The 12883-nt window shown below is 66.3% G+C and carries 16 protein-coding genes; 9 read left to right on the top strand and 7 right to left on the bottom strand.

What is annotated here, in order from left to right:
- Positions 1–6: 6 nt before the first annotated feature.
- The 7 genes from mltG to rrtA form a co-directional block, all read right to left on the bottom strand.
- Positions 7–1026 carry an endolytic transglycosylase MltG gene (mltG, locus tag AC3WUM_RS16115; RefSeq protein ID WP_492411328.1) on the bottom strand — a complete coding sequence of 340 codons (1020 nt, stop codon included), beginning with the start codon at positions 1024–1026 and terminating at the stop codon, positions 7–9.
- The gene (locus AC3WUM_RS16110; protein WP_492411326.1) at positions 1023–2339 is read right to left on the bottom strand and encodes an aminodeoxychorismate synthase component I; all 1317 of its coding nucleotides are present in this window, start codon (positions 2337–2339) and stop codon (positions 1023–1025) included. The genes mltG and AC3WUM_RS16110 overlap by 4 nt, the downstream gene beginning before the upstream one ends.
- Positions 2340–2354: 15 nt before the next feature.
- Positions 2355–3599: a beta-ketoacyl-ACP synthase II gene (fabF, locus tag AC3WUM_RS16105; protein ID WP_492411324.1), complete on the bottom strand. Its 1245-nt coding sequence runs from the start codon at positions 3597–3599 to the stop codon at positions 2355–2357.
- Positions 3600–3641: 42 nt separating this feature from the next.
- On the bottom strand, positions 3642–3887 hold the full coding sequence (gene acpP, locus AC3WUM_RS16100; protein WP_007187010.1) for an acyl carrier protein: 246 nt from the start codon (positions 3885–3887) through the stop codon (positions 3642–3644).
- Positions 3888–4003: 116 nt separating this feature from the next.
- On the bottom strand, positions 4004–4741 hold the full coding sequence (gene fabG / locus AC3WUM_RS16095; RefSeq protein WP_492411322.1) for a 3-oxoacyl-ACP reductase FabG: 738 nt from the start codon (positions 4739–4741) through the stop codon (positions 4004–4006).
- Positions 4742–4772: 31 nt separating this feature from the next.
- Complete coding sequence (gene fabD, locus AC3WUM_RS16090; RefSeq protein ID WP_492411321.1) at positions 4773–5702, bottom strand: ACP S-malonyltransferase; 930 nt, start codon at positions 5700–5702, stop codon at positions 4773–4775.
- A 65-nt stretch (positions 5703–5767) separates the two neighbouring features.
- Positions 5768–6418, bottom strand: a complete 651-nt coding sequence (gene rrtA / locus AC3WUM_RS16085; protein WP_492411320.1) for a rhombosortase — start codon at positions 6416–6418, stop codon at positions 5768–5770.
- A 21-nt stretch (positions 6419–6439) separates the two neighbouring features.
- On the opposite strand from rrtA, the gene gspG reads away from it, so the two are divergent.
- From gspG to AC3WUM_RS16040, 9 genes are all read left to right on the top strand, one after another.
- Complete coding sequence (gene gspG / locus AC3WUM_RS16080) at positions 6440–6919, top strand: type II secretion system major pseudopilin GspG (protein WP_492411319.1); 480 nt, start codon at positions 6440–6442, stop codon at positions 6917–6919.
- Positions 6920–7017: 98 nt separating this feature from the next.
- On the top strand, positions 7018–7662 hold the full coding sequence (gene gspH / locus AC3WUM_RS16075) for a type II secretion system minor pseudopilin GspH (protein WP_492411318.1): 645 nt from the start codon (positions 7018–7020) through the stop codon (positions 7660–7662).
- The gene (gspI, locus tag AC3WUM_RS16070; protein ID WP_492411317.1) at positions 7659–8051 is read left to right on the top strand and encodes a type II secretion system minor pseudopilin GspI; all 393 of its coding nucleotides are present in this window, start codon (positions 7659–7661) and stop codon (positions 8049–8051) included. The genes gspH and gspI overlap by 4 nt, the downstream gene beginning before the upstream one ends.
- Complete coding sequence (gene gspJ / locus AC3WUM_RS16065; protein WP_492411316.1) at positions 8048–8845, top strand: type II secretion system minor pseudopilin GspJ; 798 nt, start codon at positions 8048–8050, stop codon at positions 8843–8845. The genes gspI and gspJ overlap by 4 nt, the downstream gene beginning before the upstream one ends.
- The gene (gene gspK / locus AC3WUM_RS16060; RefSeq protein WP_492411315.1) at positions 8838–9812 is read left to right on the top strand and encodes a type II secretion system minor pseudopilin GspK; all 975 of its coding nucleotides are present in this window, start codon (positions 8838–8840) and stop codon (positions 9810–9812) included. The genes gspJ and gspK overlap by 8 nt, the downstream gene beginning before the upstream one ends.
- Positions 9812–11086 carry a type II secretion system protein GspL gene (gene gspL, locus AC3WUM_RS16055; protein WP_492411314.1) on the top strand — a complete coding sequence of 425 codons (1275 nt, stop codon included), beginning with the start codon at positions 9812–9814 and terminating at the stop codon, positions 11084–11086. The genes gspK and gspL overlap by 1 nt, the downstream gene beginning before the upstream one ends.
- Before the next feature lie 18 nt (positions 11087–11104).
- Entirely contained in the window at positions 11105–11629 is a 525-nt protein-coding gene (locus tag AC3WUM_RS16050; RefSeq protein WP_492411313.1) for a type II secretion system protein M, read from the top strand.
- Entirely contained in the window at positions 11626–12414 is a 789-nt protein-coding gene (locus tag AC3WUM_RS16045; protein ID WP_492411312.1) for a type II secretion system protein N, read from the top strand. Before AC3WUM_RS16050 ends, AC3WUM_RS16045 begins: the two co-directional genes overlap by 4 nt.
- On the top strand, positions 12414–12881 hold the full coding sequence (locus tag AC3WUM_RS16040; protein WP_492411311.1) for an NUDIX hydrolase: 468 nt from the start codon (positions 12414–12416) through the stop codon (positions 12879–12881). Before AC3WUM_RS16045 ends, AC3WUM_RS16040 begins: the two co-directional genes overlap by 1 nt.
- The last annotated feature ends 2 nt before the right edge of the window (positions 12882–12883 follow it).

Raw genomic sequence — 12883 nt, 5'->3', positions numbered from 1 at the left:
AAGACATCAACGCTGGCCTTGCCGCAGTTGGAAGCGACGCACCGCGGCTTCGTGCTCTTCGAGCGTCTCGGAGAACTGGTGCGAACCGTCGCCGCGCGAGACGAAGTACAGCGTCTTGCCGTCGGCCGGATGCAACGCGGCCTTGATCGCCGCGCGTCCGGGCAGGCAGATCGGTGTCGGCGGCAGACCGGTGTTGAGATAGGTGTTGTACGGATTCGGGGCGAGCAGATCACGCTTGCGCAAATTGCCGTCGAAGATGGCGCCGAGTCCGTAGATCACGGTCGGGTCGGTCTGCAGGCGCATGCCCAGACGCAGGCGACGCACGAACACGCCCGCGATCTCGGGACGCTCGGCCGGCAGGCCGGTTTCCTTTTCGACGATCGAGGCCATCGTCAGCGCGTCTTCGGCAGAGCGATACGGCAGATCGGCGGCGCGCGTCTCCCACTCGGCCGCGAGCGCCTTGTCCATCGCATCGAAAGCGCGCTTGAGCAAGGCGACGTCGGTGGTGTCGCGCGGGAACAGGTAGGTGTCCGGGAAGAAACGCCCCTCCGGATGCTGCCCGGCGCGGCCGAGCGCGGACATGATCTGCGCGGCGTCGGTGGTCGTCAGCGTCTTGCGGATCTGCGGATGCGCGATGATCTGCGACAGCGCCACTTCGAAGCGCGAGCCTTCGACGACGCGCAATTCGTAGACGACGACTTTGCCGGACACCCACAGATCGAGCGCCTGATACGCGCTCATGCCGGGCTCCATGCGGTATTCGCCGGCCTTGATGCGCGCGGCCTTGCCCGAACGGCGCGCGTAGATTTCGAGATAAAGCCCCTGGCGCAGGCTCGCGAGCTTGTCGGCGTCGCGCAGCGCGAGCACGGTGTCGCGCAGGCGCGCGCCCGGAGCGAGCTGCAGGTTCTCGGGCTGCTCGTAGCGCAGCGGCGTCGACAGCTGCGCATGCGCGTCGTAGAGCAGACCGGCCGCGGCCACGAGCGCGAGCAGGATCAGCAGCACGAGGAAGCGAAAAAACTTCTTCATGCCTGCACTCCGAGCGCGCGCAGCAGGCCGCGCGCCTTGGCGCGCGTCTCGGCGAGTTCGGCCTGCGCGTTCGAATCCGCAACGATACCGGCGCCGGCCCTGAAGCTGACCCAGCCGTCTTCGACGACGAAGCTCCGGATCAGGATGTTGGTGTCGAGTTTGCCGCAGCGCGATAGGTAGCCCATGGCGCCAGTGTAGGGGCCGCGGCCGACGCCTTCGAGTTCCGCGATGATTTCCATCGAGCGCACCTTCGGGCAGCCCGTGATCGTGCCGCCCGGAAACACCGCTTCGAGCGCGGCTCCCGGGCCGACTCCCTTGCGCAGGCGGCCGCGCACGTTCGACACGATGTGATGCACGTGCGCGTAGCTCTCGACGGTCATGAGCTCGCTGACGCCGACGCTGCCGGGTTCGCAGACGCGGCCCAGATCGTTGCGCTCGAGATCGATCAGCATCACGTGTTCGGCGCGCTCCTTGAGATTGCCGACGAGGTGTTCGCGCAGGCGCTGGTCTTCGGCCGCATCGACACCGCGAGGCCGCGTTCCGGCGATCGGCCGCGTGTCGGCGATGCCGCCGTCGATACGCAGCAGGCGTTCGGGCGACGAGCTGAGCACCGCACTGCCCCGCCACTGCGCGATGCCCGCGAACGGCGACGGATTGCTTTCGCGCAGCCGCGAGTAAAGCGAAGCTGCGTCGCCCTGCAGCATCGGCGCTTTCCAGCCGCGCGACAGATTGGCCTGGAAGATGTCGCCGGCGTGCAGGTATTCGAGGATGCGTTCGACACCGTCGAGATAGCGCTGCGGATCGTCTTCCTGAGCGGGGCCGATGACGGTCTGGACTTCGGTTCGCGCGTTCGCGCTGCTACGGCAGGCAGCGAGATCGCGCCGCATCGTCTCGAGCTGTAGCGCATCGTCGTCCTCCGCGATCAGCGTGAGCCGCTTGAGTTCGCGGTCATAGATCGCCGCCGCCGTGCAGCGCACCGCGAGCGCATCGGGCAGGCGAAACGGCGATTGCGGCAACCGCAGACTCGGCTCGACCTGGCCCGCCGCCTCGTAGCCGAGCAGCAGGAACCAGCCGCCGACGAAGGGCAGATCGGGATGCGGGCTTTCGATTTCGGCCGCGCGAAACTCGGCGTCGAGCCGGGCGAAGAAATCCGCTCCCGTCAGCGCCTCGCGCGGAAAACCGAACAGCAGGTCGTAGCGACCCGACACCGGATGCCCGGCGACGGATTGCAGCAGAAACGGATAGCGCTGCGGATCGTGGCGATGGAGATCGAAGAGATCGACCTCGCCCGCGAGATCGGCGCGCACGCTCATGTCGTGCGCCGCCGTTTACTTGAAGCGCGCGAAGGCGAGCGAGCCGTTGGTGCCGCCGAAACCGAACGAATTCGAGACCACGACGTCGATCTTGGACTCGCGCGCCTTGTGCGGCACGTAGTCGAGATCGCAGCCTTCGCTCGGATTGTCGAGGTTGATGGTCGGCGGCAGGATGCCGTCGCGAATCGCGAGGATCGAGAAGATCGCCTCGATGCCGCCCGCCGCGCCGAGCAGATGACCGGTCATCGACTTGGTCGAGCTCACCGCGACCTTCTTCGAATACTCGCCGAGCGCATGCTTGACCGCGATGGTCTCGGCGATGTCGCCCGCCGGCGTCGAGGTGCCGTGGGCGTTGATGTAGTCGATCTGCTCGGGATTGAGCTTGGCGTCACGCATCGCGTTCTGCATCGCACGGCGCGCGCCATTGCCGTCATCCGGCGGCAGCGTGATGTGCGAGGCGTCCGACGACATGCCGAAGCCGACGAGTTCCGCGTGGATGCGGGCGCCGCGCGCCTTGGCGAACTCGTAATCTTCGAGCACGAGCACGCCGGCGCCGTCGCCGAGCACGAAACCGTCGCGATCCTTGTCCCAGGGGCGCGAAGCGCGCTGCGGATCGTCGTTACGCGTGGACAATGCACGCGCCTGACAGAAACCGGCCATGCCGGCGGGAGCGGAACCCGCCTCGGCGCCACCGGCGATGATGACGTCGGCATCGCCGGCCTGGATCAGGCGCATGGCAATGCCGATGGAATGTGCGGCCGTGGTGCAGGCCGACACGGTGGCGAAGCTCGGACCCGTCAGACCGAGATCGATCGAGACGTAGCCGGCCACCATGTTGATGATCGAAGCCGGAACGAAGAAGGGCGAGACGCGTCCCGGCCCCTTCTCCGCCATCTTCTTCACTTCTTCCTCGATGAACCCGATGCCACCGATGCCTGAGCCGACCAGAACGCCGATGCGCTCGCGGTTTTCATCGGTGATTTCCAGTCCGGCATCGCGCACCGCCATCTTGGAGGCGGCGACACCGTAATGGATGAACGGATCGGTCTTGCGAAGCTCTTTGGGCCCCATCCAGTCGGTGGCGACGAAATCGTCCGCCACCTGCCCGGCGAAGCGGGTGGTGAAAGCGGACGTATCGTAGCCCTTGATCGGACGGATACCGGACTGCCCGGCCAGAATCGTGGCCCAGGCAGACTCGACTGTAGAACCGACGGGCGAAACGATGCCCATGCCGGTGACGACGACGCGTCTGCGGCTCATTCGTAAGATTCGAGGGAAGTGGGTTTGTGCAGCGAAGCCCGATCAGGCCTGCTGGTTGGTGTGCGTTTTGATGTACGTGAGGACGTCCTGGAACGTCACGATCTTCTCGGCTTCTTCATCCGGGATATCGATTTCGAACTCTTCTTCGAGGGCCATGACGAGTTCGACGGTGTCGAGCGAATCGGCCCCCAGATCTTCGACGAAAGAAGCCGTCGGCGTGATCTGATCTTCAGCCACGGACAGCTGCTCCGCAATGATTTTCTTGACCTTTTCTTCCAAGCTGCTCATGAAAACTCCCTCTCTGGGGTCTGACGAAATTAAGAGACAACGATGAACTAGTGTACGGGAAGCATTGCGGCGCAACCACCGACTGGCCGAATAGCCAACCGCGGTGCGCGGCCATTCTACCCCATGAACATTCCGCCGTTGACGTGTAGCGTATGGCCGGTGATGTAGCCGGCTTCCGATGATGCAAGAAATGCGACGGCGGATGCCACCTCTTCCGCCGATCCGAGGCGCTGAAGCGTGATGCGCTCGAGCAGCTTGGTTTTGACGTCTTCGGGCAGGCTGTGGGTCATGTCGGTCTCGATGAAACCCGGCGCGACCACGTTGACGGTAACGTTGCGCGAGCCGAGTTCCGCCGCGAGCGCCTTCGACATGCCGACGAGCCCGGCCTTGGCCGCGGCGTAGTTCGCCTGCCCCGCGTTGCCGGTCGCGCCGACCACCGAACCGATGCTGATGATGCGGCCGTAGCGTGCCTTCATCATGCTGCGCATGACGAGCTTGCTCATGCGGAACACGGCGGAAAGATTGGTCTCGACGACGTCGTTCCAGTCTTCGTCCTTGAGCCGCAGCGCGAGCGTGTCGCGCGTGATGCCGGCGTTGTTGACGAGGATCGCGATCGGCCCGACGGTCTTTTCGATGTCGCCGACGAGCGCCGCGGCGGCGGCGCCGTCTTTCACGTTGAGCAGGCGCCCTTGACCGCCGAGCGGCTTGAGCCAGGCGTCGATCGCGGCCGCACCGGCTTCGCTCGTCGCGGTGCCGATCACCTTCGCGCCGCCCTGGGCCAGGCGTTCAGCGATGGCCTTGCCGATACCGCGGCTGGCGCCCGTCACGAGCGCCACGTTTCCTTCGAATTTCATCGTGCTTCCTTGGGATTTTTCAGGGTTGCGCTCAACTGCGGGCCAGTGACAGTGCGGCGACCAGCGCGGCCGGATCTTCGAGCGCCTGCGACTGCAGGCCATCGACGATGCGCTTGTTCAGGCCCGCGAGCACCGAACCCGGGCCGCACTCGAAGTACGCGCCGATGCCGGCCGCGTGCAGCGCGAGGATCGTCTGCGTCCAGCGCACCGGCTTGAACAGCTGCTCGCGAAGGGCCACGCGAATCTCGTCCGCCGTGCTGCGCGGCGCCGCGTCGAGGTTGTGATAGACCGGAATCGCCGGCGCCTGGATATCGGTGCTGGCGAGCCGTTCGGCGAGCTTGTCGGCGGCCTCGCGCATCAGCGAGCAATGCGAAGGCACCGACACCGGCAGGCGCTTGATGAGCTTGGCGCCATTGGCCTTGCCGTTGGCCTGCAGCCAGTCGAGCGCGGCGGTCTCGCCGGCGACCACGACCTGGCCCGGCGAGTTGTAGTTGACCGGCTCGAGCACTTCGGAACCCGGATAGCGCTTGCAGAGCGCTTCGATCTTGTCGTCGTCGAGGCCCAGCACGGCCGCCATGCCGCCGGTGCCGGCCGGAACCGCGGCCTGCATGAGCTGGCCGCGCAGTTCGACGAGCTTGAGCGCGTCGGCGAACTTGAGGCTGCCGGCCGCCACCAGAGCCGTGTACTCGCCGAGGCTGTGGCCCGCGTAGGCGCTCGCGGACGGCGGCTCCTGGCGCTGCCAGACGCGAAACAACGCGATGCTCGCGGCGAGCAGCGCGGGCTGCGTGCGCTCGGTGCGGTTGAGCTCTTCGGCAGGGCCTTCCTGCACGAGCTTGAGCAGATCCCAGCCCAGGATTTCGGAGGCTTCGCGATACGTCGGCTCCAGATCGGCGAGCGGATGCTTGCCGAGCATGCCGACCGCTTGCGAGCCCTGGCCCGGAAACAGCAAGGCGTACTTCATTGCGGACTTCTCTCCATGTGCGGGCGGCGTCGCCCGGTTGCTTGGTGCTTCAAAGTTTCGGCTCGTTACGAACCGATGCGTTCGATGCGGTTCCAGGTGCGGAAAATCAGCGCATACGCAAATGCCGCGAGCGCCCCGAAAAAATGCGAATCCGTCGCCACGAAACCTCCGATCGCGGCCTCGTCCGAAAGCGGCGCGCCCGCGATCTGCTCGTAGCCCAGCTTGCCGAGCAGGAACACTAGGCACCCGAGGCTGATCAGGTCGCGCCTGAATACCTGGGGCAGCAGGCCCAGCACGAACAGGCCGTGGATCACGCCCGACATACCGACATAGTTTTCCAGCGTACGGGAGAAAACGTAAAGGCACCCGGACATCACGATGCCGATGAAGGCGACGCGCCGGGCCAGCACGGCGATCGAAAGGGGCTGCGGACACAGCAGCACGAGCACGGCCAGGCCGATCTCGTTGAGCATCCAGTGATACCAGCCCAGGTGAACGAAATTGCCGGTCAGCAGGCGCCACCATTGTCCCTGGGCGAGCTCGGCGCGATCGTACGAAAGCCACTGCCGCCCGAAGTCGCCGAGGCATTCGGTGCCGAGCAGAATCAACATCAGAATCAAGGGAGCGAACCAGTTCTGAGGCGCGAACGAAGCGGTCTCAGCGCTGTCAGATGCGTTTGCTATCATCCCGCGTCTTTGTTGCGACTTTTCCCGCAACCTCACAAGGCCTTACCGATCATGCGAACCCTTTCCAGAGCGCCCGCCGCGCTTCGCCCGTCCGCTACCGCTGCCGCGTTCTCGCGGGGCTTCACGCTCATCGAGATCATGGTCGTCGTGGTCATCCTGGGCATTCTGGCGGCCGTCGTGGTGCCCCGCATTATGAACAGGCCCGATGACGCCCGCATCGCCAAGGCAAAGCAGGACATTCGCGTGCTCGAGTCCTCGCTGAACCTCTACAAGCTCGACAACTTCGTCTATCCGACCACGCAGCAAGGCCTCGAAGCCCTGGTCGCCCCGCCCTCCGGCGAGCCGGCCGCCAAGAACTGGAAGCAAGGCGGCTACGTCGCCAAGCTGCCGAACGACCCCTGGGGCAATGCCTATCAGTACCTCTCGCCCGGCGTGAAGGGCGAGGTCGACATCTTCTCGCTCGGCTCCGACAACCGTCCGGGCGGCGAAGGGGCTGCGGCCGACATCGGCAACTGGGATCTCGGTGGTTGAGACGACGCGCTTTGAAACCGAAGGTTTCAGCGTCGTCGAAAGCCCGGCCACGGATGGCCGGGCCGGGGCCAGTAAAACAGACCGAAGCCGCGCCAGGGATGGCGCTCGACTCGTCAGCTGATCGTGAGCGGATCGTTTCCATCGCGCCGTTCCACAAACAGCGCGGCTTCACGCTGATCGAAGTCATGGTGGTGGTGCTGATCATCGGCATCCTCGCCACCTTCGCGAGCCTGTCGATCGGCAATCGCTCGGTCGACGATCGGCTGCAGAACGAATCCAAGCGCCTCGAACAGCTCGTCGCCTACGCGGCCGAAACCGCGCAGGTGCAAGGCGTGGAGATCGGCATCCGCTCGACCACCGAAGGCTTCGAATTCCTCGCGCAGGACAACCAGGGTCTCTGGCAGCCGATCGGCGAAGGGATTCTGCGCCCGCGGCAGATCGCCGAGCCGTTCTATCTCGAACTCTGGGTCGAGGGGCAGAAGGTCAAGCCGATCGAGGTCGACCGTGCCAAAGAGCGCGAGCTGGCCGAGCAGGACCGGAAGGAGAAGGAAAAGAGCGACGCCGAGCTCGACTTGAACGCCTCTCCGAAGAACCGGCCCAAGCCGCAGGTGTTCCTGCTGTCGAGCGGCGACGCCTCGGAGTTCGCCATCGATCTCAAGCTCAAGAACTATCCGGCGTACTACCGTCTCGAATGCGACGTCCTGAGCCGTTGCAAGCTCGAACGGCAGCAGGCGCGCTCTTGAAGCGCCTCCGTCCGCCTGCCGCCGCGCGCGACCGGGGCTTCACGCTCGTCGAGGTGCTGGTCGCCGTCGCGGTGCTCGCGCTGGCGCTCAGCGCGGTGATATCGGGCATGTCGCGCTACGCGTCCAATGCAGGCTATCTGCGGCAGAAGACCGTCGCCTTGTGGGTGGCGCACAACCGGCTCACCGAGTTCGCGCTCGATCAGGCCTGGCCTTCGGTCGGCAAGACCGACGGCAAGGCCAAAATGGCCGGCATCGAATGGAAGTGGCGGGCCACGGTGACGCCGACGCAGGACGACAACCTGCGCCGCATCGATGTCGACGTGATCGCGCCCGACGATCCCAAGGGCAACGCGGTGCTCGCCTCGCTGACGAGCTTCGTCACCCGATGAACGCTTCGATGCGCCGTTCGCGCAGCCGCGGCTTCACGCTGATCGAAGTCATTCTGGTGGTGCTGATCTTCAGCATCATGGCGGCGATGGCGTACGGCGGACTCAACAGCGTGCTCAAGACGCGCGTCTCGATCGAGGCCTCGATGCAGCGTACGGCCGACCTGCAGAAGGCCTACATGCGCATGCGCTCGGACTTCCAGAACTACGTCCCGCGCCCGATCCGCGACAACTTCGGTGACGTGCAGCCGTCGATCCGCGGGGCGCGCGAGCAGGTCGTCGAACTCACGCGCGGAGGCTGGCGCAACCCGCTGTTCCTCAAGCGCGGCAGCCTGGAGCGGGTCACCTACGCGCTCGACGGCGACAAGCTGCAGCGCGCGAGCTATCGCGTGCTCGATCGCGCGCAGGACAGCGAGCCGGTGCGCACGGTGCTGCTCGACAAGGTCAAGGAACTGCGGCTGCGCTACATGGACCAGGGGCGCGAATGGGTCGACCAGTGGCCGCAGCAGGATTTGCAGCAGCCATCGCCGCAATCCGCCGATGGCTCGCAATCGCAGCGCGACACCCCGCCGCCGCTGGCGATCGAGATCACGCTCGTGACCGCCGACCTCGGCGAGCTGCGCTTCCTGTTCAAGCCGGGCGCCGAGCCTCTACCGGCGAACGCCAACCCGCAGGGACAACCGCCACCGCCTCCCCCCGGTGGAAACGACTCGGGAGACGGCGGAGGCGAAGGCGGTGGCGGCAGCGGTAGCAGGCCGGGTGACGGCGATACGGGCAACGGAGGCGGCGGTGAATAGTCCCGATCGCCAACGCGGCATCGCGCTGATCACCGCGATCCTGATCGTCTCGCTCGCCGTGATCGCGGCGACCGCGATCCTGTCGGCCGGCAGCATGAGCATCCAGCGCACCTCGACACTGCAGGAGACCGAAAAAGCCTGGTGGTACGCGACCGGCGTCGAGGCCTGGGTCAAGGGCATCCTCCAGCGCGATGCGCGCATGAACAAGTTCGATGCCCTGAGCGATATCTGGGCGCAGCCAGTCGCCGGCCTGCCGATCGAGAACGGCTTCCTGGCCGGGCAGATCGTCGACATGCAGGGACGCTTCAACCTCAACAACTTCGGCTTCGCCGACGCGGCGGGCCAGGACAACGAGGCGGCGTTCAAGAAATGGCAGACCGTCTTCATCCGGCTGTTCGAGCAGCTCGAGATCGAACCGGCCCAGGCCCGCCCGATCTCCGAAGCGATCAAGGATTGGGTCGACCGCGATCAGAATCCGACGCCCTACGATGGCGCCGAGGACAACGAGTACCTCGGCAACAACCGCCAGAGCGGACAGCCCCCGTACCGGGCCGCGAACCGGCCGATGACGAGCGTCACCGAGCTGATGGCCGTCAAGGGCGTGACGCCCGAGATCTATCAGGCGCTGCTGCCTTATGTTTCAGCCTTGCCGGTCAGAACGACGATCAACGTCAACACCGCGCCGGAGCCGGTGCTGCGTGCGCTCGCCGCCCAGCCCAGCCCGCTGCTCGAGGAATTCATTCGTAGCCGCACCGAAAAGCCGGTCGAGAATATCGGCGAGCTGACCAACAGCGGGGCACTCACCGGCAACGACGTGGATATCGGCATGCTCGGCACCGGAAGCCAGTTTTTCCAGCTCCGCGCCAACGTGAATATCGGTAATTCTCATGTGGCAATATACAGCCTGTACTATCGCCCAACCCAAGGCGCCCCGCTGGTGCTGATGCGCAGCACGGACAGCGAGTAGTGCAGCTGCAGAACCTCACGTCCATCGATCAACCCTACCGACTCAGCCGCGTGCGAGAGATTCTCTATATTCGCCTGCCCTCGGGCGTGCCGCTCGACGCGCTGATCGCGGCTCCGGTGGAGTTCGCCGTCGCCGCCGCCGACCGTCCGGGTCTGAACGGCGTGGAGCACGGCACGCTCGAAGCCGCCTTGCAGCAGGCCGCCAATCGCCGGCTCATCGTGTTCGTGCCGGGCGCCGACGTGCGCCTGACCTCGGTTACGGTGCCCACCCGGCAGGCGTCCAAGGTGCTGCAGGCCGCGCCGTACCAGCTCGAAGAACAGCTCGCGGAAGACATCGACACCCTGCACTTCGCGCTCGGCCCGCGTCAGGCCGATGGCAGTCATCCGGTGGCCGTGGTCGCCAACGATCTCATGCAGGCCTGGACCGCTCCGTTTCGCGAGCGCGGCCTGCGTCTCGAAGCGCTGGTGCCGGACACGCTGGCGCTGCCCTGGGACAACGACCAGCACCGCTGGAGCGCGCTGTGCGAGGCCGAGCAGGTCGTCGTGCGCAATGCGCCGTACTCGGGCTTTTATTGCGCGCCGGACGACCTCACGAGCTACCTGCTGATGGGCGATCCGGACAAGAGCCGCTCCTTGCGCCTGCTCACGCTCAGCAGCACCGGCCTCGACTACAGCCGCATCGACTGGCCGCTCGAACTGCTGCCGGGCTATCACTGGCCGCTCGAAGCTTTCGCCCAGCATCTGCAGCTGTCGCAGACGGTCAATCTGCTGCAGGGCGCGTATTCGCAGCGGCAGGATCTGGATCGCTACTGGAAACCCTGGCGCGCCGCCGCGATTCTCGCGGTCGTCGCCATCGCGCTGTCGGCGACGATCTACGGCATCGAAACCTGGCGGCTCGGCCAGCAGCTCGCCGCGCAGGACCAAGCCAACCTCGCCCGCTTCCAGGCGCTGTTCCCGAGCGAAACCCGCATCGTCGATCTTCAGGTGCAGCTCGACCAGCAGATGCGCGCGCTCAAGGGCGCGGGCCAGGATACGGGCGTCTTCCCGCTCATGGAAGTGATGACGCAGGCGGTCGGCGCGAACCAGGGACTCAAGCTGCAGAATGTGCAGTTCCGCGACGGCGCCCTGTTCGTGGCGATGAAGGCGTCCGATCTTCAGGTCGTCGAGCGGCTGCGCGAGTGGTTCGCCTCGCAGCGCGCGGCGACACTCGAAGTGCAGTCCGCCGACGCGGGCGCCGAAGGCGTGCAGGTGCGCGTCAAGCTCACCCCGGTCTGAGAGACTTCCCGAGCGCGCATGGCCAATCAACAACTCCAGGATCTGCTGCTGCAGGGACGCACGCGCTTCGAGGCGCTGACGGCGCGCGAACGCTGGATCGTCGTCGCCGGCGGCATCGCCCTGCTGCTCACCGTCATCTATCTGGGCATCGTCGAGCCGCTCGCCAAGGCCCATCGCAACCGGATCGAGGCGCTCGATTCCTCGCGCGCACTCGCCACGCGCCTCGAGGCGGCGGCGGTCGCCGTCAGTGGTGCCGCACGCAAGGCCGGCGGCGCGCAGCTGGGCCGCAGCATGTCGCTGCTCGCGGCGGTCGATCAGTCGACCAAGACCGGCTCGCTCGGCAAGGCGCCCGAACGCCTGCAGCCCGAAGGCGATCGCGAAGTGAAGATCTGGTTCGACGACGTGCCGTTCGACAACCTCGTGCGCTGGCTCGCCGACCTGCAGACGCGCTACGGCATCGCCGTGCAATCGCTCGACATCGAAGCCCAGCCCAGCGTCGGCCTCGTCGACGCCCGCCTGTCGCTGACCCGGAACAACGGATGAAGAAGCGCTGGCCGATTCTGCTGGGCGTGCTGGTCTTTCTCTACGCGCTGGTGATGTACGCCCCGCTGGCGGTGGTCTACGGCTACCTCAGGCCCGAAGGCTCGCCGGTCGAATTGCTCGGCATCGCGGGAACGCCCAAGCAGGGTTCGGCGGCCGGTGTCGTCGTGCGCGGCGAAACCGCGGTGCGCGACCTGCGCTGGACGATGAGCGCCTGGCAGCTGCTGATCGGCCGCGCCGCCTTCGATTTTTCGGGCAGCGGCGACGGCCTGGTGCTCGAAGGCCACGCGGCGCTGCCGATCACCGGCGGCGTGCGCCTGTCGGACCTGCGCGCGAGCGGTTCGGTCAAACCGCTGCTGGCGGCCCTCAAGCTGTTTTTGCCGATCGACGGCCAGCTCGGCCTCGACGCGCAGAAGCTCGTGCTCGACGACGGTTTTCCGACCCAGGCACAGGGCTCGCTGACGCTCAACCGGCTGTCGTGGAAGCTCGGCCGCGAGCCCCTGATGATCGGCGACTTCCAGGCCGAGGTGGTGCCGTCCGACGAAGGCCTGGCCGCCAGGATCAAGACGCTCGGCGGCCCGCTCGATGCCTCAGGCGAAGCGGCGCTGCACGCCGACCGCAGCTACGACCTGCACCTGCAGATCCGCGCCAAGGCCGATGCGCCGCCCCAGCTCGTGAACATGCTGCGCACGCTCGGCGCCGCGGACAACCAGGGCTACTACCACATCCGCCGCAAGGGCCAGATGGAATCGCCCGCCGTCGAGGCCGTGCAGGAGGTTTCGCAGTAATGCCGGCCACGAATCCGGACTGGATGCCACACATCGTCGTCGCGACCATCGTCGAGCGCGAAGGCCGCTTCCTGCTCGTCGAAGAACGCATCGCCGGCGAGCTCGTGCTGAACCAGCCGGCCGGGCATTGGGAGCCCGGTGAGACGCTCATCGAAGGCGCGATTCGCGAGACCGTGGAGGAATCGGGCTGGGACGTCGAACCGACCGCGTTTCTCGGCATCTACGAATGGCAGCCCGAAGGCCTTGCCTACCCGTTCGTGCGCTTCGCGTTCGCGGCGACCGCGCTCCGGCATCACCCCGAGCGGGCGCTCGATTCCGGCATCGAGCGCGCCGTCTGGCTCAGCTACGACGAAGTCGTGCAGCAGACGCCGCACCTGCGCAGCCCGTCGGTGCTGACCTGCATCGACGACTACCGGGCCGGCCAGCTCTACCCGCTGTCGCTGATCCGGCACCTTTCGCCACGCTGAGC

It is taken from the genome of Hydrocarboniphaga sp. FW305-C-57 (assembly GCF_058783045.1).
The sequence above is the reverse complement of the archived record's forward strand: the minus strand, read 5'-3'. Positions and strand labels throughout refer to the sequence as shown.

Excerpts from the sequence above, each read along its gene's own strand:
- acpP (WP_007187010.1), bottom strand. The coding sequence starts at position 3,887 with ATGAGCAGCTTGGAAGAAAAGGTCAAGAAAATCATTGCGGAGCAGCTG.
- mltG (WP_492411328.1), bottom strand. The coding sequence starts at position 1,026 with ATGAAGAAGTTTTTTCGCTTCCTCGTGCTGCTGATCCTGCTCGCGCTC.
- gspJ (WP_492411316.1), top strand. The coding sequence starts at position 8,048 with ATGAACGCTTCGATGCGCCGTTCGCGCAGCCGCGGCTTCACGCTGATC.
- gspH (WP_492411318.1), top strand. The coding sequence starts at position 7,018 with ATGGCGCTCGACTCGTCAGCTGATCGTGAGCGGATCGTTTCCATCGCG.
- AC3WUM_RS16110 (WP_492411326.1), bottom strand. The coding sequence starts at position 2,339 with ATGAGCGTGCGCGCCGATCTCGCGGGCGAGGTCGATCTCTTCGATCTC.
- AC3WUM_RS16045 (WP_492411312.1), top strand. The coding sequence starts at position 11,626 with ATGAAGAAGCGCTGGCCGATTCTGCTGGGCGTGCTGGTCTTTCTCTAC.
- fabD (WP_492411321.1), bottom strand. The coding sequence starts at position 5,702 with ATGAAGTACGCCTTGCTGTTTCCGGGCCAGGGCTCGCAAGCGGTCGGC.
- gspG (WP_492411319.1), top strand. The coding sequence starts at position 6,440 with ATGCGAACCCTTTCCAGAGCGCCCGCCGCGCTTCGCCCGTCCGCTACC.
- fabG (WP_492411322.1), bottom strand. The coding sequence starts at position 4,741 with ATGAAATTCGAAGGAAACGTGGCGCTCGTGACGGGCGCCAGCCGCGGT.
- AC3WUM_RS16050 (WP_492411313.1), top strand. The coding sequence starts at position 11,105 with ATGGCCAATCAACAACTCCAGGATCTGCTGCTGCAGGGACGCACGCGC.
- fabF (WP_492411324.1), bottom strand. The coding sequence starts at position 3,599 with ATGAGCCGCAGACGCGTCGTCGTCACCGGCATGGGCATCGTTTCGCCC.
- AC3WUM_RS16040 (WP_492411311.1), top strand. The coding sequence starts at position 12,414 with ATGCCGGCCACGAATCCGGACTGGATGCCACACATCGTCGTCGCGACC.